We start from the raw sequence: 26,080 nt of genomic DNA, 5'->3' as shown, positions 1-26,080 counted from the left end.
ATACCCGACATTGTTCACATAAAAGGCTCGATGCTTACACCCTCTTTTCTGGCTGCTCTTTGCTGTCTTCTCTTTTCTCTTTGCTCTTTGCTCTTCCGTCTTGACTAGCAGGAGCCTGCGGCTTATCTCATTGCCGCGTTAGCACTCGCTTCGGCTGAGTGCTAGGCATGCTCCAGCAACGGAGCACCGTTCAACATCCGCACCAAGGAAATCCAAAAATGGCAAAGTCGAATTTCCGGCCGCTGCATGACCGCGTGGTCGTACGCCGGGTCGAATCCGAATCCAAGACCGCCGGCGGGATCATCATCCCGGATACGGCAAAGGAAAAGCCGCAGGAAGGGGAGATCATCGCCGTCGGTTCAGGTGCGCGCGACGAAGCCGGCAAGCTGGTCCCGCTGGACGTCAAGGCCGGCGACCGCATCCTGTTCGGCAAGTGGTCGGGCACCGAAGTCAAGCTCAATGGCGAAGACCTTCTGATCATGAAGGAATCCGACATTATGGGCATCATCGGCTGATTATCGGCCTTACCGTCAACTGAATTTCGGGCTTGATCGCAAGCCCCTGCCAGGAGCTAAAAAATGGCTGCCAAAGACGTAAAATTCTCCCGCGATGCCCGTGAGCGCATGCTTCACGGCATCAACATCCTCGCCGACGCAGTGAAGGTCACGCTCGGCCCCAAGGGCCGCAACGTCGTCATCGACAAGTCGTTCGGCGCACCGCGCATCACCAAGGACGGCGTCACCGTCGCCAAGGAAATCGAACTTTCCGACAAGTTCGAAAACATGGGCGCGCAGATGATCCGCGAAGTTGCTTCGAAGACCAACGACATCGCCGGTGATGGCACCACGACCGCGACCGTCCTGGCGCAGTCGATCGTCCAGGAAGGTAACAAGGCGGTTGCCGCCGGCATGAACCCGATGGACCTGAAGCGCGGCATCGACCTGGCCGTGACCGAAGTCGTCGCGGCTCTCGGCAACGCTGCCAAGAAGATCAAGACCTCCGAGGAAGTTGCCCAGGTCGGCACGATCGCCGGCAATGGCGACGAGTCGGTCGGCAAGATGATCGCCGAAGCGATGCAGAAGGTCGGCAATGAAGGCGTCATCACGGTTGAAGAAGCCAAGACCGCCGAGACCGAGCTGGAAGTCGTCGAAGGCATGCAGTTCGACCGCGGCTATCTCTCGCCCTACTTCGTCACCAACGCCGACAAGATGGTTGCCGAGCTCGAGGACGTCTACATCCTCCTGCACGAGAAGAAGCTGTCCAACCTCCAGGCCATGCTGCCGGTTCTCGAAGCCGTCGTGCAGACCTCCAAGCCGCTGCTCATCATCTCGGAAGACGTCGAAGGCGAGGCTCTGGCCACGCTGGTCGTCAACAAGCTGCGCGGCGGCCTGAAGATCGCCGCCGTCAAGGCGCCGGGCTTCGGTGATCGCCGCAAGGCCATGCTGGAAGACATCGCCATCCTCACCGGTGGCCAGGTCATCTCGGAAGACCTCGGCATCAAGCTCGAGAATGTCGGCCTCAACATGCTCGGCCGCGCCAAGAAGGTGTCGATCTCCAAGGAGAACACCACCATCGTCGACGGCGCCGGCAAGAAGGACGAGATCCAGGGCCGCGTTGCCCAGATCAAGCAGCAGATCGAAGAGACCACGTCGGACTACGACAAGGAGAAGCTGCAGGAACGTCTGGCGAAGCTCGCCGGCGGCGTTGCGGTGATCCGTGTCGGCGGCGCGACGGAAGTCGAAGTCAAGGAAAAGAAGGACCGCGTCGATGACGCCCTCAACGCGACCCGCGCGGCCGTGGAAGAAGGCATCGTTGCAGGCGGCGGCGTCGCACTGCTGCGCGCTTCGGCCAACATCAAGGTCACCGGCGTCAATGCCGACCAGGCTGCCGGCATCAACATCGTTCGTCGTGCACTGCAGGCTCCGGCCCGTCAGATCGCTTCGAACGCAGGTGCTGAAGCTTCGATCGTCGCCGGCAAGATCCTCGACAACAAGGGCGCGACCTACGGCTACAACGCCCAGACCGGCGAGTATGGCGACATGATCGCCATGGGCATCGTCGACCCGGTCAAGGTCGTTCGTACCGCTCTCCAGGACGCGGCTTCGGTCGCCGGCCTGCTCGTCACCACCGAAGCCATGATCGCGGAGGCTCCGAAGAAGGAGTCGGCCGGCGGCGGCATGCCTGGTGGTATGCCCGGCGGCGGCATGGGCGGGATGGGCGGTATGGATTTTTAATCCAGCCCCTATCAACTTACAGCGGACAGGGCGGCAGCAATGCCGCCCTGTCCTTGTGTGCCGAGCATGATCGACAGCTTGGAGGTGCAGTCCCGAGGATCTCGTTCGAGCCTTGCGCACCAAAACCTGGTGTGCTGAATTTTGGCCGCACCGGTCCTGACGTACTGTACGAGGAGCGTGTTGACCGCGCCATTGCGGGCACATCGCGGCTGAATTGTCGCTGCTGCAGCGCTCCGTCTGTCGGCCTGTTCGATTTCTTCGTCCCTATGGACGTCGAATGGTACAAGGGGGGCAGATGCCACTCTCATCATTATCAATGGAAACCTGCTGTGTTGCGTCCATAGGTCTAATGCCGTCGCAGAGTTCCCCCGCGATGTCATAGCGGTTGTGCCAACTCATTTCGTTCGGACTTCCCGTCAAGCGCAAGCGACAGGTCCAGATTGTGGTGGCCACATCTATTCCCAGGCTTGCCGATATAGCGCTTGTGCCGCGTCATGCCGTCCTTCAATATCCAAGACAATCTCCTTCGCATTCAATGATCGCAAAGGGCGCTGCTGATCAGCTGGGGGGCGCTGTTACCTGAATGTCCGCCTCCCGCTTGCGGCAACGCTTGCGTCCCGCCTTGATGAGTCTCCTCTCGGGGCGAGCATCTGGGCATCGACCTGCTGGTTCGGGTTTCGGAGGTATGATTCATGTTTCACGACAAGCGGTACTCTACTGCGGAGATCCGACTACATCCCATGCCGAGCAGCCTGCGTCGGCTGGTGCTCCGCCTCAGCAAGCGGATGGCGTGGATGGCCGCTAAGCCTGCGGCTATCAACCGTGAGCGCACGGCTGCGCTATCCGATTGCGTTGCAGCAGGGTACGCGTTGTCATCCGGGCTCGCGAGAATGGGCGGCATCAATAGCCGCCACTTGCATCGATTGTCAGTCCCGTGTCGCCGGTCACGATTAGCGTCGATGCACGCCGGGTACCAAGGCCTACGCCGACGAGCGGGCAAGGCTCTCCGATCATGGTGACGTGCAAGGTGCGGCTCGTGCTGTTATCGAAGGCTCAAGGGCGTCTTTGACGATCCCGCGGCGCGCTTGATCTCGGCAAGCCTGGACTGGCAGGACTTCGCCAAGATGGCGGAGAGCGCTCTGACAAGATCATCGACAAGATTGAGAACGACCTTCTACACGCCATCACTGCAAGTCAACTCGGCAGGCGGCGGCGGATCTTCGGGTCGTCGCTGGGGGTTAACTGGCGGCGGTGGCGGTGGATCCCCGGTGGTGGCGCTGTGGCACGGCGGGTTCTCGCAAATCATGGGCATCCCCGGCTGCGAACGGCGCGAACAACCATCCTGGCCGCTGGGCGATCGTTGCCGAAAAGAGGCCAGAGCTTCTGCACCTGCCGCGGGGCCGCAGGTACAGGCGAGGTGGCGGTTGGTCATCTGGCTACAACGAAACCGCAAAACCACCATCATTAGCCCGCGGCGCAGCAAGGGTTTGTGAGGAAATCAAACGCCCGCTGATGGAACACGACAAACAAGCTGTGCCGGGGACCGTTGCGGCTCTGAGGCAGGCGAAGGTCAGGGATTGGCGTGACCCAGCGAGACTGCCAAGACCATCGGCGCATTTTTGCGAGCCGCATGAAAATGAGCTCGGCACAATTAGGCGCTCTCGCGGCGGCTGCCACCCAAAGCGGCGGCCGCAGCAGCAACCATCGCAAGATCAGCGTCAGGTAGAACGGCTTTTGTGTGGGTGATCACGCTAGGCGAGCCATGATGAGTCCAGCTATACCGGGCGGGACTCTCCCTTTGATCTTCTCAAATCCAAAAGCGCCCGGCGACTTGAGGATCTTCACTTCAATGATGAATGAAGCGAAATGCCCCCCAAGAGGAACCGGAGCCGAATGCTGTCATTGAAAATGGCACACACAAACACGGTCTTTGATATTGCGAGGCTATTTGGCGAATTGGGCATTGCCGTAGTTGTTTGACAGAATATTCTCAGCTACACGACTCGGATGAGCGGAACCCAACATACAGCTGTGCCGGCGCTTTCGGACCTTGATGAACGCTACGGCGCATGTCGAGTGCCAAAGGAGGTCCGCGACTGGGAAATTGACGTGAAGCCGAAATCCCTGGTTCGATTGACCGAGGATGTTGGCGCCAAATTGCGCAGCTACCGCATTTTGGCCCAAGATGGGTTGTTCTGGAACGTTTCCCAGTGCTCATCGTTGATTTGGGCCATGAACGGTATCGGTGAAGTCTTTTTGGCGTTCGAAGAACTGGTGTTCGACCTCGGTGTCGGTTCGGGGGCGTCAAAGTTGAAGTACGGCTATCCGCGGCGGCGAGGCTTCCCCAGCCATCCCGCCGACGAGAAGAAACTTGGACACCCCACGCTCGTCGGCGAAGGCAGCGCCAGGATTGCTGGCGAGCTGTTTCTTGACGTGGAGGCAGAAAAGCTGCATTGGTTCGTCAATTGCGGCTCCGGTCGATATTGCAGAGATATCCAACCGAGCGCCGAACAAGGCCGAGCCATACATCAATTGTTCATCGAATTCATCGATGATGAAGTTCGTTTCGATGATCCTTTTCAATGATCTGGCTGAGATGAATCGGGGAGAAAAATGGCTCTGAATATCGCTACTGCAGACTACCTCGACCTGATGTATTTGTTTGGCTCTTTCAAGCCGTCTGAACGCGAGACGCTTTTGGATTCGGCTACGCGCGACGCTCCAGCTTTTGTTAAAGCTCTTGAGCTGTTTCTACAAAAGTGGGCAGACGCTTCGTGGCTGGAAGAATACAATGTCGAGCGAGTTGGCGAGTGGGTCTCGGATAAGTGTCCGCCGTCCGTCAGAAAGGCAGCGCGCGAACTAGCATTGGTAAAACTATGCGGTGCCCCGAGCGAAAACCACACCAATACATATCAGGTCTTTCTTGGCGGGATAGAAAGTCGCCCTTTGAAAACCCCCTTAGTTGTACCGCTCCATGCTTAGCTTCTAAGTCGGCATTCATAGGCCCGATGGCTCAGGTCATCGGCCTTTTTGCCGTTTCAGGCGTCCTATTCCGCGGCCGGTGACTTAGCTATTCATGCCGTGTGACCTTGCCGTCGCACGCCACCATGCTGGGCAGTTTTCTCTTGCTCGTTGGCGGGCTCGCCGTCCCCGCCTTGTAAGGAGGCCGGAGCAAAAATGGCCCAAACGGCGCCAATGGACGTTAATGCAGGCAAGTTATTGATGAAAGTGTCTCTCCACCGAGAGATGAGACCAAAACAAGGATCGTGCGGGCCGGGCTGGCTTGGATCCTCTGGCGGATCGTGCCGGACGAGCTTGTCGTGCAGATGTAGCTGGTCGAGCTCGCTTCGCTAGTTTGCCGGGCCACCCTGCGCGCCTTCGGTAAAGAAGGCGACGTGCCCACGACGATTGTAGATAACACCGTCTTGAACCCAGCCAAGCCAACGAGCGCTGTAACTCCAAAGGTGTTCTTCATCAATCCAAGCGACCGGCAATCCAGAGTATAGGTATATGCCGTCGCTGACGACCACGGCGGATGTCCGGGGTCGATCAACGTCTCGCTTGCGCTTCTTTTACACAATCTGCTTCCAAGGAACGCGCGACCACGGCGCTCCCGCCTGATCGGATTTAAATAGGTCACGCCAGAAGCTACTGCCATGACTCGCCGATCCTTACCCTGGTCCGGCTAATGCATTTCGGCTTTGGCTACCCAAAGCGGTGACGGTAGGTTCGTACGTCATCTTACCCGTCCTCCTTCCGGTCCTTTCGGCCGAGCTTCGACTGGCACTCAAGCGGCGCCGCAACTCCACCGAAGCTTCCTCCAACTGTCGGTGACCGGCAGGGTGTCGATCGCGTCGATCTGCGGCGCCTGCGGCACATTGGGACCAACTGGTTTTCCTGATTTCTGTCCTATGGTTGCGCCCATTCGGGTTGTCGTTGCATGGCTCGCGGGGCAACCCGGTCGAGAAAAGCATCGAAGGCGGCAGCGACAGCGCGTATCGCAAAGCGATGCTCCCGCCGTACGCGGACAAAACCGTTTTCGAGGTCCACTATTCCGTCCTTGGCCAGCATCGCCAAACGCTCATCTGAACCGCGAAGACGGATCGGATCAGATCCGTGGGCGACACAGATTGCCGGCACGTCAGCCTCGAAATCGCACATTAATCGCTCGATGATTGCGGCTCGCACGCGGTCGTCGTCTGTGAGGCGATGGCCCTTCGATGTCGCCAGTCGGCCAGCTGCGATGTGCCGGATGTAGAAATCCCGTGTAACTTCGTTTTGCACGTATCCCTGGCCGATGCGGCCGATAGCCGACGCGCCGAAACCGATCAGGGTTCTGCAGGTATCGGCAGAGTAGCCCAACGAGTTACGTCGCAGGCGACCTGTTTCCTGTGCCAGCGCGAGCTCGTCGTGCGGCAAGGCGAAATGGTCGAGCCCAATCTCTCGGTAGCCGGCGGCAACCAGCGTCACGGCGACAGCCGCATGCTGTTCAGCGCGGGCAGCGCTGTGGGGAAGAAATTCCGCCTCGATGAAGCGCTGGTTCTTTATTTGGGATGGGATATGCGAGTAGCCGAACAAGGCAAGCCGGTCGGGGCGCATGGCGACCGCCGCCCTCACTGTTTCGACGCACGACTCCACCGTTTGACGCGGCAGGCCGTAGATGAGGTCGAAGTTGATCCGGTTTACTCCATGGCAGCGCAGCATTTCCACGGCAGCCGACGTCTGGGCCTCGCTCTGGATTCGGTTGATCGCTTTTTGAACAATGGGATCGAAGCTCTGTACGCCCAAGCTCGCGCGGTTCACGCCGGCCGCTCCCAAGCCTTCCGCCATCTCGGGCGTGAGCGTGCGTGGATCGATCTCGATGGCGACCGTAGCTGTTTTCGAGATGGCGAAGCGGCGTCGCAGGAACTCCATCAAAGCGAGGAACTCGGCGGGTCCGATGAGAGACGGCGTTCCGCCGCCGAAATGTATGTCGCTCACGGGCAGCCTCTGCGGCACTCGCTCCGAAACCAGACGGATCTCGTCACGCAGCGCCGCCAAATAGTTGAGGATGGGCGCATCATGGCGGGTGATGGTGGTGGGGAAGCCGCAATACCAGCACGCTGATCGGCAGAACGGAACGTGCACATAGAGTGACACCGGATCATCAGCCTGCAAGTTCCCGAGCCATTCCTGATAAGCCTCGGCCCCGACCCCCGCAGAGAACTCCGACACAGTGGGATAGATGGTGTACCAAGGCAGCCGGGCCTCTCGATATTTCGTGGTCTGCAAGGGCACAATCCCATACTGATAACAACTAACCCTACCCACCGCGCCCTCCTGGGTCCTTGCGCTATGTCAGTCCGTTCCGTTTGGGCTCGAATCTAGATCTTTTTAGCAATGGGCGCCGTTCAGTCTTAGGCTGGACAGCGATGGTCTGAGCACCTGGTCACCGACTGATGATGGTGATCCGTCAGACCCTCACACGCCCCTTTTGTTCGACTATCCCATCCCTTCCCTTCACCTGCGCCTCGGAAATTCTGCTGAGCGCAGCTGCCGCGATGGGCGAGACATACGGGCTTGGGACCAGATTTTGCTCGCCAGATAGTGCCGGCCCCTTAGTGAACTCTGCCATGTCGATGAGCTCGTTGTTTGAATTGCTGGCAAGATGCATTAGCTGTGGCGCGCCGCTTTAGGACGAGAACCTGCTCGACGCGACAGTCCGGTCCGCCGCAATGCCAAGGCAGGCGCCCTACTAGCTTTGGTGCAAGGCTGCAGCGCGTAGTTGTCGACCATCAGCTCGCCGACATGACGGCATCGTGGCGAGCGGTGCCGCCGCATGATGCCTCAACGTCGGGCTCACCACAAACAATGCTGTCCCCATTGAACGAAACTGTCGCAAAGCGAACAGTCGAACTGTAGCCGAAACGCTTGAAGTTCGTGCTTGGGTGGATCCGCAAGGCAAAAACAAGGAAGTGCGAACCAAGGTCCGCCCGCACAATTGAGCTTCAAGCCGCAGCTGGTCGTTAGGCTGGCACGTCATTTGCGGTCGAATGCAAGGACCCTTTGTGACGCCTACCTCTACCAGCTGAGTTGACTGTGATGATTGTACAAAATTTTGCATACGTAATTATGTTTTCGGCAGCTAAAACCAAATATTTGACAACAATGACCAGAGTACATTTTAGATCTTCCTTCAGGCTAGCTGACGGCGCAGCAAAACTGCGCGCGTTTCAAAGTTGCTCACCAAATCACTCGCGTCTATCACCTTATTATTAAAGCGGAGATCAACAATGACCATTAGGAGCCTCCTCCTCGGCTCAACTGCGGCACTGGTTGCCGTTTCCAACGCTGGCGCCGTCACCACCGCCGCCGAGCCTGACCCGACTGAGTACGTCAAGATCTGCGACGTCTACGGCTCGGGCTACGTCTACATTTCAGGCACCGAGACCTGCCTGCGAATCGGCGGCTCTGTCCGTTACAACGTCGGATTGTTTGACCACTCAAGAACCTCGGATGTGAGGACTGGTGAGCATCAGAGCGCGTGGCAAAACAACACACGCTTCACATTAAAAACCTGGACCGGCCAGGAGACCGAACGCGGGACGTTGAAGACCTACACCGAAACCCGCGTGAACTTCGGCAGCCACCAGACATCGGTTTCGGACAGTTCTCGGTCCTATGCCTTGAACGGAGGCAGCAGCCTGACTGTCGCCTGGATTCAGCTTGGTGGCCTGCGAGTTGGTAAGGACCGGTCGGCTTTCGACATGTTTATTGGCTGCGCGGGTGATGTACTGAACCAGACGCCGGCTCCGTACGGCGCTTTCGATACCAATGTGGTTCAGTACTACTTGGACGCAGGGAACGGCTTTTCGGCCGTGGTTTCGCTGGAACAAGGCTCGGACGTGGTCGGCACAATCGACAGCTACGCTCCCCACATGGTAGGCGGCTTGAAATACGCACATGGCTGGGGAGCGATCACCGGCGTTGCAGCTCATGATAGCAACTACGAATCGGTGGCCGCCAAGGTCCGTGTCGACATCAATGTCACCAACGAACTGTTGCTATCCGGAATGTTCGGCTACGGTTCCCATGGCCAGCTCAACTACGGCTCGACGAATTCGGTAGACGCTCATGGTCGCGGTTTCTATAAACCTTGGGGCGGGAACTGGGCTTTCTGGGCTGGCGCCGCTTACGAGCTCACCGAGTCAGCTTCGTTCAACCTTCAGCTCTCGGGTGATCAGCTCAAGAACTATGGTGTCGCTGCGAACGTCGCCTATGCGTTCCTTCCAGATTTCACAGTTACGGCTGAACTCGACTATGATCGCTACGGAGGCTCCGCCGTCGGAAAGGTGAAAGCTTCCGAAGTGAACTGGCCCAATGCCAACAAGAAGAGCAGTGTCGGCGGTATCCTGCGTTTCGAACGCTCATTCTAATGCGATGAAGCGTTGAGCTCCGAGGTCCAGTTGATGCACGGACATTCCCCATACATTCCGTTGATTGTGGATGCACGGCTCGGACGGCCGTCGTACGCGGCGACCGTCATGGAGCTCGGGTTTGACGCCGTGCTCCTGAACACGGCGGTCCCGAGGGCGGCCGATCCGGTCGGCGTGGCGCGTGCGTTCGGCAAAGCGGTCGATGTCGGCCGTGAGGCTTTCAGCTCGGGAATGCTCGAACCGCGCTACCCACCGACGATCGGCAGGGCCGTCTTCTCATGAAGTCGTGGACGTGCGGGCTGGATTGACCGGCTGGTGCCGCTCGGCGTCAGTCTGGTGCAGCTCCGGATAAAGGATATGGACGAGAAAGGACTGCAGACGGAAATCCGCCGCGCGAACGACGCCTGCGCGGTCCATGGTTGCCAAGTGAGCGTCAACGACATTGGCGCACGGCAATCGAGGAAGGCTGCGACTTCGTCCATCTTGGTCAAAGGGATTTGGCTGCCGCCGATGCTGACGATGAAATACGTCGGATTGAAGCTCGGCCTGTCGATCCACGATCGCACCGAACTGGAAACGGCGCCAGTGGCCGAGCCGGAGTAAGTGGCGCTCGGCCCAGGCTATCCAACTAGCCTCAAGAAGATGAATGGGCGTCGCAAGGACTCGAGCGCATCAGCGAGTGGAAGCACCAGGTCGCGCCGATCCCATTGGTCTCCATCGGCGGCATCAACCTGACCGTCTCGAAGGCGTTTTCGAGGCTGGCGCGGAAAGCGCAGCCGTGGTCACCGACTTTGCGCTGAACGACGCCCCAGAAGCGCGCACGCGAGAATGGATCGAAAGACAGAGCAGTGGCGCTGAGGCGAGAACCGCATGTGCTCGTTGCTGTCGGGTCAGACTCCAGCGGTGGGGCTGGAATTGCCCGCGAGATCGAGACGATCGCTTCCAGTGGCGTGCGCACCTGCCTTGCTGTCAGCGCGCTGACGGTGCAAACCCATGAACACGCCTGGAAATCCAAGTTACGCAACCCCGTCCGGTGGCGGATCAGATGCGCGCTACGCTTCAGCCTAACAGAGTGGCCGCCACCAAGATCGGCATGCTCGCAACGGCTGAGATCCGATCGTCGCTGTGGTTGCCGCTGTGCTGCGCGATATCCGCGCATACCGACAATCCAGATCCGGTGCTGGCTTCCACGTCAGGCCGAGCGGTTCTTGAAGCAAGCGCCATCCCGCATCATGAAGTAGCATCTGATGCCGCTTTGCCGAGTCGACACCCAATGTCATTGACCTGGGCTTCTTGCCGGCTCAGTGCTACTGGTGAATGAGGCCGGCGCGGTTCAACAAGGACCACAAGCCATCCCGTCTGCTGGACTCCTCCAAATTCGAAACACGGATGGTTCCTATCCAGACAATTGATTTTATCAATCTGCGACAATACCGCATAGCGGCGCCGGCGGAATGTTCACCGGTAGCAAGACGAGCTGCTTTCGGTGGCCTGTAGGACGCGCACCGCGACCGAGGTACAAGCCAGCCCGTCTGCGGCCATGTTCGGATCGGCTGCATCGTGCGCCGAATGAGATTGCCGGCGGAACGTTCTATTTGTGCAGCCGTGACGGCAGTCATCTCACCGGCGCCATCCTGCCGATGGATGGCCGGCAGTCGGTGCAGCATGGGCTGACACTGTTCGGAATGAAGCCGCTCGCGCTTCGGACGGTTGAAATGGAGGACATTAGCTTGGAACCGATCAGTCTCGACGAGCTTCTGGCCAGCGTCGGCAAGGAAGTCGGCGTGTCGCCGTGGCGGGTGGTCTCGCAGCGGATGATCGACCAGTTCGCCGAGGCCACCGATGACCACCAGTTCATCCACTGCGATCCGGAGCGCGCCAAGCGCGAGACGCCGTTCGGCGGCACCATCGCACATGGCTTCCTGTCGCTTTCGCTTTTGTCGGCGATGACTTTCGAGACCATGCGGCCGCTCGAAAACTGCAAGATGGGTGTCAACTATGGCTTCGAATCGCTGCGCTTCCTGACGCCGGTGAAAACCGGATCTCGCATCCGCACCCGTTTCGTACTGGCCGACGTCAAGGTCAGGCCGTCGGGCTGGGTGCAGACGGCGCTGGGCGTGACGATTGAGATCGAGGGCTCGAAAAAGCCGGCGCTGACCGCGCGCTGGTTGACGCTGACGCTGATCAAACGCCAGCCGGAGGCGGCCTGAATTGCTCAACGAGCGTCAGCAGAGACGATCTTCACGTGCCGGGGCGATGTAGGCGACCAGTGCGCCCCGATCGGCAACGCGGGGCCACGGGGGTCGGCTAAATAGAGTGGCAGGAATGCCTAATCGGGGCTCCGTCTCGGAAGAGGGGTCGATGTATCGGAAGCGCTGCGGCTTTCGACGCTGCATTCCTTCTTCACGAAGGTTCATGGAGAATTCCCAACCACGGGGTCGAAAGATCGGCTTGTGATTGGAGTGGGCAGATCCTCCCGGACTGAAACTGCCAATAGGGTGTTATCGAGTCAACCGGGTCGAACTTGAGGTCGCGGGTGTCGCTGATCGGCTGCTCGTCGAGCTCGAGAGCTGCCAGCTAACGGCAGAACACGGCTATGGCAAGAGCTCCGCAGTTGATGTGGACGCCCAGAGCTGGGAGTACAGACCGACAAGTTCCCGGCGGGCGAACTTGCCATTGGTAGCGCGCCAGACCAGCCGCGAGAAAGCCTCGATGAGAAGGCCCCCCGAGCCGCACGCGGGATCGACTACAGCGGCGTTTGGCGAGAGGCCTTCGAAGGCGAGATCGAGTGTAAGATGGACGAGCTCGACACGCGAATCGCAGTCCCTGCGATCGCGCCTTGTCCGCGGCGCTCGTGCGTGCGAACTGTTAGTAGGTTGAGCTGACTAGATGAACCGGGATGCTATTCAGCGGAACTGTAAAAGACGTCCCTGGCCGAACTAAGCAAGATCAATCCAGCCATCGCTAAAGGTAGGCGAACGAGACGTTCGGACTCCGTGCCGCTGAAATCCTCAAATTGAATCGGCCGGACCGTTGGAGCTATCATCACCCGCTTGGCTTCCAGAGCTACGGAGCGGGTTGATTACCTGAACGTCCTCGAAGTCCTTTTCATTGTCGGTCACTACGACACACTCGTTGACTTCGGCTACAGCGGCAATGATTGTGTCTAGGGCGCTCCGCGAACGGCCTCTGGCTTTGCCGTTGGCTATCAGCCGCGCCCACACGAGGCCAGCTTTCTCGTCGAACGACAGCACGCGGCCAGCGAACAGCGCTTGCGGGCCTTCGGAGCCCTCGAACCAAGTTTCAAGGCTGCTGCGCTTTTTCCCCTTCGGCTTCTCTAGGATGCCTCGGCGAATTTCGGCGACAGTAAGCGAAGCAATGAAGAGGTCTTCGTCCTTCTGCGCGCCCATCCAGGCCAGCAACGAGCCCGAAGGCTCCGGCTTTATGACATTGCTGATGATATTGGTATCAAGAAGGTAGCGCGTCACAGGTCGATCTTGCGCCCCTCTTCGCGCGGCCGGCTGAGGTCGAGATTGGAGCCAACCAGAGGCGAGCGACGCAACGCGGCGAGAATGCTGCCCGCTTTCGGTGGCTCACCCGCCACGGCTTGCTGTATGGTCCGACGAAGCTGTCGGGCATCCGGCCCGCTCTCCGTTAATTTTCGGGCAAGAGTTCGCAGTAGATCGCGGTCTGCGTCGAAGGCCAGGATCTCGAACCGCGCGATGCCGCGCTCAGCCAGGCGAGACCGATAATTCTCGATGGCTCTCTTCTGTGCAGTGTTGCCCATCGCGTGCCTCCGTTCTCTATCCGGATATATAGCCATGGCTTCTTCGGAGCACAAGGTGCCCCGTCATCGGTCGAGTACTGGCTCCTGCGCGACGCGCGTTATTGATCACAGAGAATTTCCATCTTGTCGAAGCACTGTGACAGGCATCATTGTCGCGAAACGGAGTATTTGACGTCAGGACAGGAACGCGGTCATAGCGCGATGGAAAGTGCAACAGCCAAAAAGCTTCGTGTGGTCGCCGTGCGCGGCCCGCGAATCGGCTGTGCCTGGTCGCCGAAGCCCGGCCGACGCTTCGTCAATCTGGTCCGGCTGCTGGCGCGACAGGCCGCACCGGATTTCGTTCAAGCCGAAACGGATAGCCAAACGCGAGATCGCGTCCCGGAGTAAGGGGCCGCCTCATGAAGGTCGCGCTTGGCGCTCGCTACTCAACTGATATCCCGAGACGCCTCGATCGAGGATCAGTTGCCGCTCTGCTGCTTGCGTGCTGAAAAGCAAGGCTGGACAGTCGAGCGCGATCTGCGGCGCGTCGCTGTTGCGTCCCGGCCTTCAGGAGCTGATCAGCGATGCGATGCAGGGCAAATTCCTGATCGTGCTCGCATAGGCGATGGATCGCCTGACCATGACCGCTGCAAACCAGGAGCAGGCCAGGCTGGGCAAACGTTGCAACAGATCCTTCAAGGAAATTCACAGACTCTTAGCAACTCCGGCTCGGTATGAATGGTAGGCTTATTGCAACGTCTGAGGTCAGTGGTTCCAAACCGTGGCCCCGCTTATCTTCGACTCGCCGAACTGATTGCAATTTCGGCTAAAGGCAAAAGAGCGCGCTTTGTTGTTCGACAGGGCGATATCGGCAGTCGCCACAGCCACCGAGATTTGTCCGGTCGTTGGACAACCTTCAAAAGCTGCGACTTCTGTGGAGAACGCGAATGAGAAATTCGGTAGGAGTTGGTCCTGACCCATGATGACACTGGTCAGTCGCCTACGCATGGCAGCGCATTCTGAGCGCCTTCGAATCCTGGGCCTTTGTGCGCATGCGGACCTAACTGTCTGCGAGCTAGCCGAGATTCTGGGTCTATGCCGAGAGCGGGTTGCGCGACACGTCCGGCTGCTCGCCAGAGCCGACTTCCTTTGCTGTAACGAACAGCGTCCGTGGCGCTCGTACCATCTCAAAGCAGGATCCAAGGACGGCGGGCTGGTTCAATTATTGGTCGATCTCCTGCCCCATCGCGACGGCTTTCATAAACAGGACCTGCAGCGGCTCGAAGCGGTACGAGACACGCGGCCGAAGGGGACCGCGTGCTTGATCGTGAAATAGGTCAATCCAATTGGAGCGCGACGCTACCATGGACAACTCCGCCAACGGCACGATCGCACAGCCCGACACCCACGGGCGGTCTTCCTTGGCCGCGGTTGATTGCCGCGTTCACGAGCTGCTTCTGAGACAGGAGCGGCAGGAGCGGACGACCCTCAAGCTCATCGCCTCAGAGAACTTTGCGTCCTCGGCCGTGCTGGAAGCGAACGGCTCGATTTTCACGAACAAGTACGCCGAGGGGTACCCCGGTGCGCGCTACTACGCTGGAAACGAGATCGTTGATGAGCTTGAGAAGCTAGCCATTGAGCGCCTGAAAACGCTATTTGGCAGCGAGCATGCCAACGTCCAGCCTTATTCCGGCTCGCCGGCCAACCAGGCTGTCTATCGTGCGCTTTTGAGTCCCGGTGACAAAGTCATGGGCTTGCCCCTTCCGGAAGGGGGCCATCTGACTCATGGTTGGGCCATCAACTTTTCCGGAACTGACTATCAACGCGTCCCCTATGGACTGGATGAAAAGACACAGCAGATTGACTATGACCGCTTGCGCGAGACAGCCAAGCGGGAACGGCCGCGTCTCATTTGGGTCGGCGGAACTGCTTACCCGCGTGTCTTTGACTACGCGGCAATGGCAGAAATCGCCCTGGAAGCGAACTCCTATCTCGTAGCCGACATTGCGCACATCAGCGGCCTGATTGCCGCGGGAGCGCACCCGAATCCCGTGGGCGATTGCGACGTGGTCAGCAGCACGTCCCATAAGTCGATCCGCGGTCCCCGCGGTGGCTTCATTTTGTCAAGGAACGAAGATCGCTATCAGGCCCTGTATCATACAAAGAGCAAATACAATCTCGCCAGACGAATAGACCGGGCGGTCTTCCCTCACCTGCAAGGCGGGCCTCACATGAATGCCATCGCTGCGCTAGCGGTTGCCTTGCACGAAGCCGCGAACCCGTCCTTTCGAAGCTACGGCCAACAGACGGTTACGAATGCCAAGGCTCTGGCAGTTGCACTGCTTGAGCGAGGTTATGACCTGGTTACCGGGGGGACGGACAATCACATGCTGATCCTTGATCTTCGCAATCGGCCACTTTCGGGCAAGGCCTATGCCGAGCGACTAGCAAAGGCAGGAATCATCACAAACTTTAACATGGTTCCTGGCGACCCGCGGGATCCGGCGGTCACAAGCGGGATTCGCCTGGGGGCGCCAGCAGTGACGTCAATGGGCATGCGCGATGTGGAAATGGAGCAAATTGCTGGCTTCATTGACTCCGTCCTCCAGCGGCCAGACGACGACGATCTCCATGCCTGTGTGCGAAGAGACGTTGCCGACTTGTGCGCTGCGTTCAAGGTCCCGGGCATCTCCGACAAGTAAGGTGGGCCAAGCAAAATGCCCATACCACATCCAACATCCGAAGCGAGGTATTCATGCCTAGGCAGTTCGTGTTCTCTTCCGAATCGGTTGGCGCGGGGCACCCGGATAAGTTGGCTGACAACATCTCCGATGCCATCCTCGATGCCATCCTCCGCACAGATCCCAAGGCGCGCGTCGCCTGTGAAGCGTTGGTAAAATCAGGGATAGTCGTTCTGGCTGGCGAGATTACCAGCGATGCCCAGGTGGATTATAGCCAAATTGCGCGTGATACGATTCTCGACATTGGGTACGACGACGAGGCCGTCGGCTTTGACGGCCGGCGTTGCTCCGTCGTTCATGCCCTCACCGAGCAGTCGCCCGACATCAGCCAAGGCGTTGACGAGGGAAGAGGGCAAGACCTCCAGCAGGGAGCGGGAGATCAGGGTCTCATGTTCGGCTACGCATGCCGAGAAACCGATACCCTGATGCCTTTGCCGATCCAGCTCGCTCATCGCTTGACGAAACGGCAGGCGTATGTCCGGAAGGCACAACAGCTTGGCTGGTTGCGTCCTGACATGAAATCCCAAGTTTCTGTGCGCTATGAGGGGTTGCGCCCGGTCGCCCTGGATACCATCGTCGTGTCAACGCAACATGACGAGCAGGTCTCGCAAGAGACTGTCCGCGAGGGCGTCATTGAGGAAATCATAAAGCCTGTCCTGCCGACCAACCTGGAGACGGAAGGCATCAGAATTCTGGTCAACCCGACGGGGCGATTCGTAGTCGGCGGGCCGCGCGGCGACTGCGGTCTCACTGGACGCAAGATCATCGTCGACTCCTATGGCGGGATGGGTCGTCATGGCGGCGGCGCCTTCTCGGGCAAGGACCCGTCCAAGGTTGACCGCTCAGCTGCCTATGCGGCCCGCTATGTCGCAAAGAACATCGTCGCTAGCGGACTCGCAGACGTGTGCGAGGTGCAGCTTGCTTACGCAATCGGCGTGGCCAGTCCGGTTTCCGTCATGGTCAACACGTTCGGGACAGCCAGGGTTGAGGAGAGCAGGATCGAGCGCCTCATTCCAGAGTTGTTCGATCTCAGACCGAAAGGCATTATCAAGATGCTTGATCTCTTACGCCCTATATACCGCAATACAGCGACCTATGGCCATTTCGGCCGTGAAGAGCCTGATTTCACCTGGGAGAAGACAGACAGGGCGGACGAATTGCGTCGCGAGGCAGGACTCGCCGCCCCGTGAGAGCCGCCGGCGAACGGATTGGCAAGCGGAAAGCCCATTTCCACCGGGCAGACCCGCGCCTGGCAGGCGTGGCGAGAAGCCGGCTCGGATTTTTTGGCGGAGACATTGATGCCGGATTATGACGTGCTTTGCATCGGCAATGCCATTGTCGACATCATCGCCCAGTGCGACGAGGCATTCCTCGAGATCAACGGCATCATCAAGGGCGCGATGAACCTGATCGACACGCGCCGCGCCGAACTGCTCTACAGCCGCATGGGCCCGGCGATCGAGGCCTCCGGCGGCAGTGCCGGCAACACGGCGGCCGGCGTAGCCAGCTTCGGCGGACGCGCCGCCTTCTTCGGCAAGGTCTCCAACGATGCGCTGGGCGAAATCTATGCGCACGATATCCATGCACAGGGTGTCGCCTTCGACACCAGGCCGCTCAAGGGCGAGCCGCCGACGGCGCGCTCTATGATCTTCGTCACGCCCGACGGCGAGCGCTCGATGAACACCTATCTCGGCGCCTGCGTCGAGCTTGGCCCTGAGGATGTCGAGGCCGACAAGGCATCCGGCGCCAAGGTTACCTATTTCGAGGGCTATTTGTGGGATCCGCCGCGCGCCAAGGAGGCGATCCGGCAGACGGCGAAGCTCGCACACGAGGCCGGACGCGAAGTGTCGATGACGTTGTCGGATTCGTTCTGCGTCGACCGCTACCGGGACGAGTTCCTCGAGCTGATGCGCTCGGGCACTGTCGACATCGTCTTTGCCAACAGCCACGAGATCAAGTCGCTCTACCAGACAAAATCCTTCGACGAGGCGCTGGCTCAGATCCGCAAGGACTGCAAGATTGCCGCCGTCACCCGTTCCGAAAAAGGCTCGGTGATCGTGCGCGGCGACGAGACCGTGGTCATCGAGGCGACCGCCATCAAGGAGTTGGTCGACACCACCGGCGCCGGCGACCTCTACGCCGCCGGTTTCCTGCATGGCTACACGCAGGGCCGCAACCTCAAGACCTGCGGCCACCTTGGCTCGCTGGCGGCCGGCCTGGTGATCCAGCAGATCGGCCCAAGGCCAAGGCAGAATTTGCGCCGCGAGGCGGAAGGGGCTGGGTTGCTGTAGATGCGCCGGCAACTAACCAGCCGCCCTACTGACGCGATGACCGCAGTGGCGGAACTGTGTCAAAGCTCGCTGATAGCGACAGCCATTCGCTTCGGAGAACTGACCCATGCTGCTGCCGTGAAGCTCGCTGGAGGAGCGGTGCAAGGCGTGCTTGCCATGACGGCATTCACCGTCATCCAGATCGTCACCAGCATTTTCCAGAAGCTCAGCTTGGGGAAGGCCAGTAAGGTTCCTGAGGTAACGGAGAACTCGCGGCGTCCGTCGGACTTGACTTGCGATCACGTCCCACGATGCCGAATGCGGGCAGCAGACTGAATATTTCACAATGCTAGACAAAGGCGTAAAAGCGCGATCACATAACCACATAAACATTTCGTTATGCCTCATTGACAAAAGAGCGCACTGCTGTGATTGTCTGCGTGTCGTGGTTCTCGCGTGCGGCGCTGCCGCAGCGGAGCTAAGAGGGAAGCCGGTGCGATGCCGGCGCTGCCCCCGCAACTGTTAGCGGCGAGCCAACCCCAATCACGTCACTGAGGCGAATACCCTCAGGAAGACGGGTAGAGGCTATGACCCCGCGAGCCAGGAGACCTGCCACGCGAATTACGTCCACGGGCGGGGTGTCTCGGTGGCCGCTGCAACCCGGCGTTGATGCCGGCCTGCTAGCGCCTTCCTTGTCACCGACGCCCCAATCATCGGGGTATGACATGACTGTCTCTCAGCAAATTCCTGTAGCAACGCTCGGCGTGCCGCGCTTCGGTCGTCGGCGAGAACTGAAATTCGCGCTTGAAAGCTACTGGTCCGGAACATCGTCCGCTGGCGACCTTCTCACGACGTCGAAGGCGCTCCGTGCCGCTAGCTGGGAAGAGCAGCGCGATCGCGGCGTGTCGAAAATCCCGTCGAACGACTTCTCGCTTTACGACCATGTGCTCGACACCGCAGCCATGGTCGGGGCCGTTCCATCCCGTTACGGCTGGAATAGCGGCGAGGTCCCACTTGACATCTACTTCGCAATGGCGCGCGGCAACCAGGGTCAGACGGAGGATTGTGGACACGCTGGTTACCAGGAGGAGGCTCATGGACCTGGTGTAACCGCGATGGAAATGACCAAGTGGTTTGACACCAACTACCACTACATTGTGCCGGAACTCGATGATGATCAGACGTTCGCCCTCTCGTCATCGAAGCCGGTCGATTACTTCCTCGAGGCTAAAGCTCTCGGCATTCACACACGCCCAGTCATCCTTGGACCCATCACCTTCCTCAAGCTGGCGAAATCGCCTGCCGAGGGGTTCGGTCCCATCGCGCTCCTACCGCGGCTGCTGCCGGTTTACGAGCAGCTTCTGGAGAGGCTGAAGCTGTCGGGAGCCGACTGGGTGCAGATCGATGAGCCAGCGCTTGTCCTCGATCTGAACCCGAACGAACGAGCTGCGTTCGAATTCGCCTATGGCCAGCTGTCGAAAGCCGCGCCCGAGCTGAAGATCATGCTGGCTACGTATTTCGGGTCGCTGGGAGACAATCTCGAAACCGCGATTTCTCTGCCCCTGGCCGGCCTGCATATTGATCTCGTGCGCGCTCCCGAGCAGCTGGAAACGGTGGCTCGGCTCGCTCCGAAGGATCTGGTGCTCTCGCTTGGCTTGATCGATGGCCGCAACGTCTGGCGTGCGAACCTGCCCGCCATTCTCGACCGCATCAAACCGATCGTCGCCGGCTGGCCCTTGGACCGCGTCGAGATCGCGCCTTCTTGCTCGATGCTGCATCTGCCGATTGATCTGCGCATGGAGACGGAACTCGACGCGGACATCAGGTCGTGGCTCGCCTTCGCGGCCCAGAAGACCGACGAGCTGGTCTTGCTGGCCCGGGCCCTGTCCCAAGGCAGGGATGCGGTGGCAGGCGCGTTGAAAGCGTCTGCCGAGGCTGCCGCCACGCGCGTGACATCCACGAGGATCCATGACCCGCTTGTTCAGGGGCGGATCGCTAGCATTGAGGACAGCGCGAAGCGACGAGAGAGCGCTTTTGGCGAGCGCTCCAGAGTCCAGGCCGGCTCACTCGGGCTGCCGCCGTTCCCGACGACGACCATCGGGTCCTTCCCGCAGACGCCGCAGGTACGCAAGGCGCGGGCCGCTCATGCGAAGGGCCAGCTGAGCTATGTCGACTATGAGACGTTCCTGAAGAAGGAGATCGAGGCTGCAATTCGCTGGCAGGAAGAGATCGGGCTGGACGTGCTGGTGCATGGTGAGTTCGAGCGAAACGACATGGTACAGCATTTCGGCGAGCAGTTGTCCGGCTTCTCGCTCACCCAGCATGCCTGGGTACAAAGCTATGGGTCGCGCTACGTGCGTCCCCCCATCATTTTCGGCGACGTATCGAGGCGCAATCCGATGACAGTGCGCTGGTGGCAATTCGCCCAGTCGCTTACGGAAAAGCCCGTGAAGGGAATGCTCACAGGCCCAGTCACCATTCTCAACTGGTCTTTTGTTCGCGACGACGTACCCCGCTCCGAAGCCTGCCGCCAGATCGCGCTCGCCATCCGCGACGAAGTGACGGATCTCGAAAGATCCGGCGCAAGGATGGTCCAGATCGATGAGGCCGCGTTTCGCGAAGGATTGCCACTGCGCCAATCTGACTGGAAAGTCTATCTCGACTGGGCTGTCGAATGTTTCCGGATCGCTTCAACGGGTGTAAAGGACGCGACTCAAATTCATACCCACATGTGCTATTCGGAGTTCAACGAGATCATTCACGCGATCGCTGGAATGGATGCGGATGTCATTTCGATTGAGACGTCGCGCTCGAAGATGGAACTGTTGGACGCCTTCACGAGCTCCAAATATCCGAACGAAATCGGTCCTGGCGTCTATGATATTCACTCACCACGCGTCCCGGAAGTCGGCGAGATTTCGGACCTAATCATGCTTGCCCGCGAGCGACTGTCCGACGGCCAACTGTGGGTAAACCCGGACTGTGGCCTCAAAACACGCAAATGGGAGGAGGTCCGCCCTGCCCTCATGAACATGGTCGCTGCAGCGCGCGCGCTCCGGCAGAAAGTGGCCTGAGGCTTCTCCTTCCTCACCGTGTGGTGAGCTACCGGCTGGCTCCTGTCGGCCGTGAACATGCCAAACCGGCACACTCTTGGAAATGAGCCACTCGGCGCAAATGTGCAATTTCCCTACGGCACGTGTCTTAATCCCGCAGAAATATAAATGTGGCACTACGCTATAATATCGGTTCCTTGGGGACATACAGGCCCCGCGCCTCGAACAAATCGGACACGCGTCGTTTCTCAAAGTAGACTGCTTGGCGCGTTCGCTCAGGCAGCGACAATATATGGTGCTGCGTCTGTCCGCCCCCAGTTGATCGCGCAGACTACGGGCGAGGTGGCAGGGTTCGGGTATCGCTAGCGTCCCGCCAATTCGGAGATGGACGTCGCAATTCGTGTCGCCAAGTAAAAATCGCCAATCATTTTCGATTGCGACGTCCGCAGCCAGTTGGCCCTTGTTTTCCTGAGATCTGCGTTGCAGGCCGGGGCGTTGTCGCCGTTTCTGAGGGTAAGATGGGATAGGCGACGTCGGGTGCCTCTCCGGTCAGCGAGTTGAGGAAGGCAACAAGCAGGTCAACTTCTTCGTCCGCCAGTACTACGCCGAGCTGGGTGGTCCCCATAATGGCGACGGCCTGTTTCAGATCCCAAACCTTGCCCGAATGAAAGTATGGCGCGGTGAGTGCAACGTTGCGCAGCGGCGCCACGCGGAAGACATAGGAATCGTCGGCTGCATTGGTGACCTCAAATCGGCCCTTGTCTTTGTCCGGCAGGACTTCGGCGCTGGGCCGTTCCACGAGGCCGAATGGGTAATAGGCTTGCCCACCAACGTTGATGCCGGCATGGCAGGACGAGCAGCCTTTGTCCATGAAAAGCACCAGGCCCTGTTTCTGTTCGGAAGTCATGGCAACCTCATCACCATTCAGGAAGCTGTCGAACGGGGCAGGTGTGACCAGTGTCGCCTGGAAGGCTTCGATCGCCTTGGCGAAGTTGTCGAAGGTGACCCGATCGGCTTGAGCCGGAAAGGCTGCATCGAACCACTCGACATATTGCGGCATGGACTTGAGAGTGGCGATGAGTTGGCCCGGTGTATTGGCCATTTCGATCCCGGCTTGGACCGGTCCCTTCGCCTGAGCCTTCAGGTCTTCGGCACGACCATCCCAGAACTGGGCGATGTTGAAGACAGCGTTCAGTACAGTCGGCGCGTTGCGCTGTCCCTTCTGCCAACCATGGCCAATCGAGGTTTCGTGATTGTCGTCGCCGCCGGTGGCCAGGTTGTGGCATGAATTGCACGACAAGACGCCTGACGCCGAGACGCGTGGATCGAAGAACAGTGCCTTGCCGAGAGCGATCTTTTCCGGGGTGATCGGGTTCTTGGCGACTGTCGGCGTGGTGGATGGCAAAGCCGTGAAGGTGGCCAATGCCGTATCTCTGAGGTCGGTGGGGATCGAATCCGCAGCAAAGGCGGTGGGTGCCAGCAAGGTGACAGCCATCGTACTGAATAGAATTTTCATAAATGGTCTTCCTGCGTCGTGCACGCAGCCACTATGCGATCTGCGGCTCATGAACGCCCTGAGCTAGATCAGTTGAGGGAGAGGATCGGGGTCTGGCACCTGTTTTCGCAGCTGAGCTGGGACCCTCTTGGAAGTGATCGCTCTTCTCGATTGGCTTCAGGGAGAAGGAGTATCCCTGCTCGGCAACCAGTTGTATGCCACCAAAGCACGCCCTGAGGGCGGCTTCGTAGATTCGGTCACTGCGATCTTCCAGCCAAGGTTCAGAAAGTCACAGCATGCGCAAGACTGGCAGCGAAAAGTGAGCTTCTGAAACGTCAGGGTTCATTCGTTCCTCCTGACCTGCTGATTGCGTAATCGGCCTTGTCGACACCCGCCGACTGCACATTGTGATGTCACCAGCGATGGCGGTTTCAATACCTAAGCAGCGACGGTCTATACGACAGTATGGATGTCGTATCGGAATAGCCGTTCTGCCTTTATCGATCGTCACACCGGCATATAGCTCCGCTTCTACGAACATCCCATCACGCGAGGACGGCGCGGCGCTTGAGCAGGTCCACCCGCTGTAACTGCCTCACACCTTGATTCACAGATCCTAGGCGATGACCATGTTGCCGTCATCATTTGACGGGCGCGGGGAGCCACCGCAAACTGTGCGGTTGCCAATGCGTAATGAAGTGAATTGGAATGATCTTCGGTTTGCGAAACACGCACTTCCGACGCAGCTTGCGTTGACAGAGGCGCTTTTAGGCGCAATAGCACTTCCGCTGGCCTATTTTGTGGAGTTCAACTGTGGTTCGGCCAAGGGCGCGGGGCGCCGGACCGGCCCCTTGTAAACCTAATCAAAGAGAGAGAGACCCTGCATGGAAGAAATCTTACCGCGCATCGCCACTGGTGCCGGCATCGGCCCGGCTCTCGCAGAGAAGGCCGTTGGGTTAATGCTGGGGTTCCTGCGGAGCCACGCGGCCGACGGTCCCGGCGCGCGCATGATCGAGGCCATTCCGGGAGCTTTGGAATTAGTAGCGAAGTATCATGGCGACGACCCAGAGGGTGGCGGCCTTATGGGGCTCGGGCAGCAATTGATGGGTGAGGGTCTCAGCATGGCAAAGATCGCCGCCCTTGCCAACGAGACGATCGCCTGCGCCAAGGAACATGCCGGCGACGAACTCGTGGACGAGGTCCTCAATTCCGTTCCTGGCCTTCCCCAGTTCGTCTGATCAGCGGCAGCCGGGGCGCATGACCTTGTGCGCCCGTGCCGGCCCGTCTGCGCAGCAGGCATTCTCCGCCGACCGTTCCGCACCGATCTCGCCAGACCACCAACCGCCGGGCACGCGAAGCGAGCGTTGGATTAATTCATTCGTCTGTTGCAAAATCAACTTCAGGCGATTCGATGTGTATAATTTCTGGCGGTAAGGGTTTATCCTGAACGCTTTCGATGAAGCCCGCGAGATAAGCAAACGTATTGTATTTCTCGAGAACTAGCCGCTTCGCCTCTCTTATTGCGCCGCGACGTTCCTTCCAGAGGTCTGAGTTGATGATTTCTTGAATTTTTTGGATTACGTGCTTGTCCTCTGGGTCAATCAGAACCATAGAGTCCGAAGGGAAGAACCTCGTGATTGCCGGGCTGCCGTAATAGATCGGCATTGTTTCAGCGACGAAGCAGTCCATTAGCTTCTCTGTAAAATAGTAATCAGCACGAGTATTCTCGAACGCTATACTGTAACGATAAGGTGCGAGCGCGTTCCATTTATCTCCAATCAGCCGAAAACCTCGGCCGAACAGGTCAAAATCGAGCTCCTTTCTTAGCCGTTCCAGAAACGCCAGCCGATACCGATGTCCTTTAAGCAGGGCGATGTTACTGGTAATCCATGAGAGCCGAAGTGGCTTATCCATGACTTCGCTGACCAGAAGTTGGTCATATGTCTTGTTTACAGACCAAGACCGAGTGATCGGTGGAGACAAAACGAATCGGCGAGCTGCATTCTGCCGAGCAACCAGCTCTGCGTCAGACGTCAGGACGATAGTATTTTTCCCCTGCCCTTCATGAAATGCACGATGAGCTTTCGTCGGCGGTTCGCCGATTGCAAATATTGTCCTGTTTGGGCTCGCCTCGATATCAACAGGGAGCCCAAAAAGAGAAGCAGAGTTAAAGACAATATGCCAATCGGGCACGAAGGATGTCGTGCGTACAAAAGCGACATTGTTCCAGATTCCACTGCCCTTTGGAGTGAGGTGGTGGATTGCATCATCCAAAACGCCCCAAGAATCTAGACATGTAGCAACAATGGGCGCCGGGCGTTCCGTCAACAATTTGGCCGACAAAGCAGTTCCACTCCCTTCACTCGTGAAGGTACTCAATCGCCATTCAGGATTGCGGTAACATCGGGCAGCATAAACCTTCCGGGACCTGCTGTCGAGGCAATTGTCGCTTTGCACTTGACCAGGTTCTTCCTCGCTTCGTGTGGTGATCGGGCCGGCTGAGTGGCAGCATGCGTGCCTAAGGAGTTCGCAGCCGCTCTGCCTAATGGTACGTTTGATCGTCTTCAGGCGGTTGATCAGCCCTTCCGCCTGGCCGTTTTTCCACGGCAGTTCAATGGCATCGCGAACGGCGTCAACGTTACGGCGTAGGACCAGACCGAAACGCGTGATAGCGAGGAGCCCGGAGCTGACGCCAAGTCGACCGAAGTGTCGAGCTTGCCCAACTCACAGGCCCCGCAAAATGCCGAGGAAGAGCATGGCAAGCCTGCGCATAGTGGCAAACTCCCTGCTTTAGGACGTCGACCTTTCTGGCCTGGTTGATCGTCAGCACATCCCGAGGCTTGATCCAGAGGGCCGCGGCGACTACCCGCGAGATCACGCGGCCGGTCAAGGGATTCCGTATGAGGACGCGTCGCTGGCTGGTTGATGCTTATGGTTGAAGCAGGGCGACTCACTGTCCTCGCCCGGCCTCTCGGCGCGGCGCCGGCGTGCGAGAAGCCGCTCCAGAATCGAGAAGCTGCCCGTGTCGCCGCGCTGTTTGATATCGTGGAACAGGTGTCATCCGCAGCCATCGCCGTCTCTCCAGGACAGGCTAAGAAACGCCTCG

At 59.0% G+C, this 26,080-nt stretch carries 20 protein-coding genes, 1 pseudogene and 1 riboswitch; of the genes and pseudogenes, 14 read left to right on the top strand and 7 right to left on the bottom strand.

What is annotated here, in order from left to right:
• Positions 1 to 218: 218 nt before the first annotated feature.
• The 4 genes from groES to NLY44_RS28575 all read left to right on the top strand — a co-directional run bounded on the left by groES (position 219) and on the right by NLY44_RS28575 (position 5,216).
• Entirely contained in the window at positions 219 to 515 is a 297-nt protein-coding gene (gene groES, locus NLY44_RS28590) for a co-chaperone GroES (RefSeq protein WP_019863563.1), read from the top strand.
• Between the two features lie 63 nt (positions 516 to 578).
• The gene (gene groL / locus NLY44_RS28585) at positions 579 to 2,234 is read left to right on the top strand and encodes a chaperonin GroEL (RefSeq protein WP_286456137.1); all 1,656 of its coding nucleotides are present in this window, start codon (positions 579 to 581) and stop codon (positions 2,232 to 2,234) included.
• A gap of 2,007 nt (positions 2,235 to 4,241) precedes the next feature.
• Complete coding sequence (locus tag NLY44_RS28580) at positions 4,242 to 4,820, top strand: hypothetical protein (protein ID WP_155921725.1); 579 nt, start codon at positions 4,242 to 4,244, stop codon at positions 4,818 to 4,820.
• Positions 4,821 to 4,847: 27 nt separating this feature from the next.
• A complete protein-coding gene (locus NLY44_RS28575) occupies positions 4,848 to 5,216 on the top strand; it encodes a hypothetical protein (protein ID WP_023807007.1) in 369 nt (122 codons plus the stop codon).
• A 368-nt stretch (positions 5,217 to 5,584) separates the two neighbouring features.
• Here the strand turns inward: NLY44_RS28575 and NLY44_RS33270 are convergent, their stop codons facing one another.
• Entirely contained in the window at positions 5,585 to 5,764 is a 180-nt protein-coding gene (locus NLY44_RS33270; RefSeq protein WP_460221680.1) for a 4-fold beta flower protein, read from the bottom strand.
• Positions 5,765 to 6,143: 379 nt separating this feature from the next.
• A complete protein-coding gene (gene hemN, locus NLY44_RS28570; RefSeq protein WP_023807006.1) occupies positions 6,144 to 7,505 on the bottom strand; it encodes an oxygen-independent coproporphyrinogen III oxidase in 1,362 nt (453 codons plus the stop codon).
• Between the two features lie 1,001 nt (positions 7,506 to 8,506).
• Between hemN and NLY44_RS28565 the strand changes: the two genes are divergently transcribed.
• The 3 genes and pseudogenes from NLY44_RS28565 (at position 8,507) to NLY44_RS33265 (ending at position 10,252) form a co-directional block, all read left to right on the top strand.
• A complete protein-coding gene (locus NLY44_RS28565; protein WP_023807005.1) occupies positions 8,507 to 9,649 on the top strand; it encodes a porin in 1,143 nt (380 codons plus the stop codon).
• A gap of 18 nt (positions 9,650 to 9,667) precedes the next feature.
• Positions 9,668 to 9,931 (top strand): annotated as a pseudogene (locus tag NLY44_RS28560) (thiazole synthase); the annotation flags it as partial.
• Between the two features lie 33 nt (positions 9,932 to 9,964).
• The gene (locus tag NLY44_RS33265; protein ID WP_023822887.1) at positions 9,965 to 10,252 is read left to right on the top strand and encodes a beta/alpha barrel domain-containing protein; all 288 of its coding nucleotides are present in this window, start codon (positions 9,965 to 9,967) and stop codon (positions 10,250 to 10,252) included.
• Between the two features lie 31 nt (positions 10,253 to 10,283).
• Here NLY44_RS33265 and NLY44_RS33260 read toward each other — a convergent pair whose 3' ends face one another.
• Positions 10,284 to 10,808: a hypothetical protein gene (locus NLY44_RS33260; protein ID WP_280791082.1), complete on the bottom strand. Its 525-nt coding sequence runs from the start codon at positions 10,806 to 10,808 to the stop codon at positions 10,284 to 10,286.
• Between NLY44_RS33260 and NLY44_RS28545 the strand changes: the two genes are divergently transcribed.
• A complete protein-coding gene (locus tag NLY44_RS28545; RefSeq protein WP_280791081.1) occupies positions 10,695 to 10,970 on the top strand; it encodes a hypothetical protein in 276 nt (91 codons plus the stop codon). The genes NLY44_RS33260 and NLY44_RS28545 overlap by 114 nt on opposite strands.
• A gap of 394 nt (positions 10,971 to 11,364) precedes the next feature.
• Positions 11,365 to 11,859: a MaoC family dehydratase gene (locus tag NLY44_RS28540; protein WP_031356301.1), complete on the top strand. Its 495-nt coding sequence runs from the start codon at positions 11,365 to 11,367 to the stop codon at positions 11,857 to 11,859.
• A gap of 801 nt (positions 11,860 to 12,660) precedes the next feature.
• Here NLY44_RS28540 and NLY44_RS28535 read toward each other — a convergent pair.
• Entirely contained in the window at positions 12,661 to 13,137 is a 477-nt protein-coding gene (locus NLY44_RS28535; protein ID WP_023807002.1) for a type II toxin-antitoxin system VapC family toxin, read from the bottom strand.
• Positions 13,134 to 13,436 carry a hypothetical protein gene (locus tag NLY44_RS28530; RefSeq protein ID WP_023778360.1) on the bottom strand — a complete coding sequence of 101 codons (303 nt, stop codon included), beginning with the start codon at positions 13,434 to 13,436 and terminating at the stop codon, positions 13,134 to 13,136. The genes NLY44_RS28535 and NLY44_RS28530 overlap by 4 nt, the downstream gene beginning before the upstream one ends.
• 1,343 nt (positions 13,437 to 14,779) lie before the next feature.
• On the opposite strand from NLY44_RS28530, the gene glyA reads away from it, so the two are divergent.
• The 4 genes from glyA to metE all read left to right on the top strand — a co-directional run bounded on the left by glyA (position 14,780) and on the right by metE (position 21,500).
• Complete coding sequence (gene glyA / locus NLY44_RS28520; RefSeq protein ID WP_023806998.1) at positions 14,780 to 16,117, top strand: serine hydroxymethyltransferase; 1,338 nt, start codon at positions 14,780 to 14,782, stop codon at positions 16,115 to 16,117.
• Positions 16,118 to 16,170: 53 nt separating this feature from the next.
• Entirely contained in the window at positions 16,171 to 17,346 is a 1,176-nt protein-coding gene (metK, locus tag NLY44_RS28515; RefSeq protein ID WP_023806997.1) for a methionine adenosyltransferase, read from the top strand.
• A gap of 108 nt (positions 17,347 to 17,454) precedes the next feature.
• On the top strand, positions 17,455 to 18,447 hold the full coding sequence (locus NLY44_RS28510) for an adenosine kinase (protein WP_286456133.1): 993 nt from the start codon (positions 17,455 to 17,457) through the stop codon (positions 18,445 to 18,447).
• A gap of 408 nt (positions 18,448 to 18,855) precedes the next feature.
• A riboswitch (cobalamin riboswitch) is annotated at positions 18,856 to 19,057 on the top strand.
• Positions 19,058 to 19,151: 94 nt separating this feature from the next.
• Positions 19,152 to 21,500 (top strand): 5-methyltetrahydropteroyltriglutamate--homocysteine S-methyltransferase, encoded by a 2,349-nt coding sequence (gene metE, locus NLY44_RS28505; protein WP_031356299.1) that lies wholly within the window; start codon positions 19,152 to 19,154, stop codon positions 21,498 to 21,500.
• 403 nt (positions 21,501 to 21,903) lie between these two features.
• Here metE and NLY44_RS28500 read toward each other — a convergent pair whose 3' ends face one another.
• The gene (locus tag NLY44_RS28500; protein ID WP_023806994.1) at positions 21,904 to 22,995 is read right to left on the bottom strand and encodes a cytochrome-c peroxidase; all 1,092 of its coding nucleotides are present in this window, start codon (positions 22,993 to 22,995) and stop codon (positions 21,904 to 21,906) included.
• Positions 22,996 to 23,858: 863 nt separating this feature from the next.
• Between NLY44_RS28500 and NLY44_RS28495 the strand changes: the two genes are divergently transcribed.
• On the top strand, positions 23,859 to 24,212 hold the full coding sequence (locus NLY44_RS28495; protein WP_023806992.1) for a hypothetical protein: 354 nt from the start codon (positions 23,859 to 23,861) through the stop codon (positions 24,210 to 24,212).
• A gap of 136 nt (positions 24,213 to 24,348) precedes the next feature.
• Here the strand turns inward: NLY44_RS28495 and NLY44_RS28490 are convergent, their stop codons facing one another.
• Positions 24,349 to 25,353, bottom strand: coding sequence for a glycosyltransferase family 10 domain-containing protein (locus tag NLY44_RS28490; RefSeq protein WP_156941088.1), 1,005 nt, complete (start codon positions 25,351 to 25,353; stop codon positions 24,349 to 24,351).
• Positions 25,354 to 26,080 lie beyond the last annotated feature (727 nt).

The sequence above is a fragment of the Mesorhizobium sp. C089B genome (assembly GCF_030323125.1).
GTDB lineage: Bacteria > Pseudomonadota > Alphaproteobacteria > Rhizobiales > Rhizobiaceae > Mesorhizobium.
Note: the sequence above shows the minus strand (reverse complement) of the source record. Positions and strands in the feature narration are given on the sequence as shown.

What these genes read in the sequence shown, in the direction of transcription:
- NLY44_RS28575 (WP_023807007.1), top strand. Translation starts at nt 4,848, where the DNA reads ATGGCTCTGAATATCGCTACTGCAGACTACCTCGACCTGATGTATTTG.
- NLY44_RS28500 (WP_023806994.1), bottom strand. Translation starts at nt 22,995, where the DNA reads ATGAAAATTCTATTCAGTACGATGGCTGTCACCTTGCTGGCACCCACC.
- NLY44_RS28565 (WP_023807005.1), top strand. Translation starts at nt 8,507, where the DNA reads ATGACCATTAGGAGCCTCCTCCTCGGCTCAACTGCGGCACTGGTTGCC.
- NLY44_RS28580 (WP_155921725.1), top strand. Translation starts at nt 4,242, where the DNA reads ATGAGCGGAACCCAACATACAGCTGTGCCGGCGCTTTCGGACCTTGAT.
- groES (WP_019863563.1), top strand. Translation starts at nt 219, where the DNA reads ATGGCAAAGTCGAATTTCCGGCCGCTGCATGACCGCGTGGTCGTACGC.
- metE (WP_031356299.1), top strand. Translation starts at nt 19,152, where the DNA reads ATGACTGTCTCTCAGCAAATTCCTGTAGCAACGCTCGGCGTGCCGCGC.
- NLY44_RS28495 (WP_023806992.1), top strand. Translation starts at nt 23,859, where the DNA reads ATGGAAGAAATCTTACCGCGCATCGCCACTGGTGCCGGCATCGGCCCG.
- groL (WP_286456137.1), top strand. Translation starts at nt 579, where the DNA reads ATGGCTGCCAAAGACGTAAAATTCTCCCGCGATGCCCGTGAGCGCATG.
- NLY44_RS28510 (WP_286456133.1), top strand. Translation starts at nt 17,455, where the DNA reads ATGCCGGATTATGACGTGCTTTGCATCGGCAATGCCATTGTCGACATC.
- NLY44_RS28530 (WP_023778360.1), bottom strand. Translation starts at nt 13,436, where the DNA reads ATGGGCAACACTGCACAGAAGAGAGCCATCGAGAATTATCGGTCTCGC.
- metK (WP_023806997.1), top strand. Translation starts at nt 16,171, where the DNA reads ATGCCTAGGCAGTTCGTGTTCTCTTCCGAATCGGTTGGCGCGGGGCAC.
- NLY44_RS33260 (WP_280791082.1), bottom strand. Translation starts at nt 10,808, where the DNA reads ATGCGCGGATATCGCGCAGCACAGCGGCAACCACAGCGACGATCGGAT.
- NLY44_RS28545 (WP_280791081.1), top strand. Translation starts at nt 10,695, where the DNA reads ATGCGCGCTACGCTTCAGCCTAACAGAGTGGCCGCCACCAAGATCGGC.
- glyA (WP_023806998.1), top strand. Translation starts at nt 14,780, where the DNA reads ATGGACAACTCCGCCAACGGCACGATCGCACAGCCCGACACCCACGGG.
- NLY44_RS28540 (WP_031356301.1), top strand. Translation starts at nt 11,365, where the DNA reads ATGGAGGACATTAGCTTGGAACCGATCAGTCTCGACGAGCTTCTGGCC.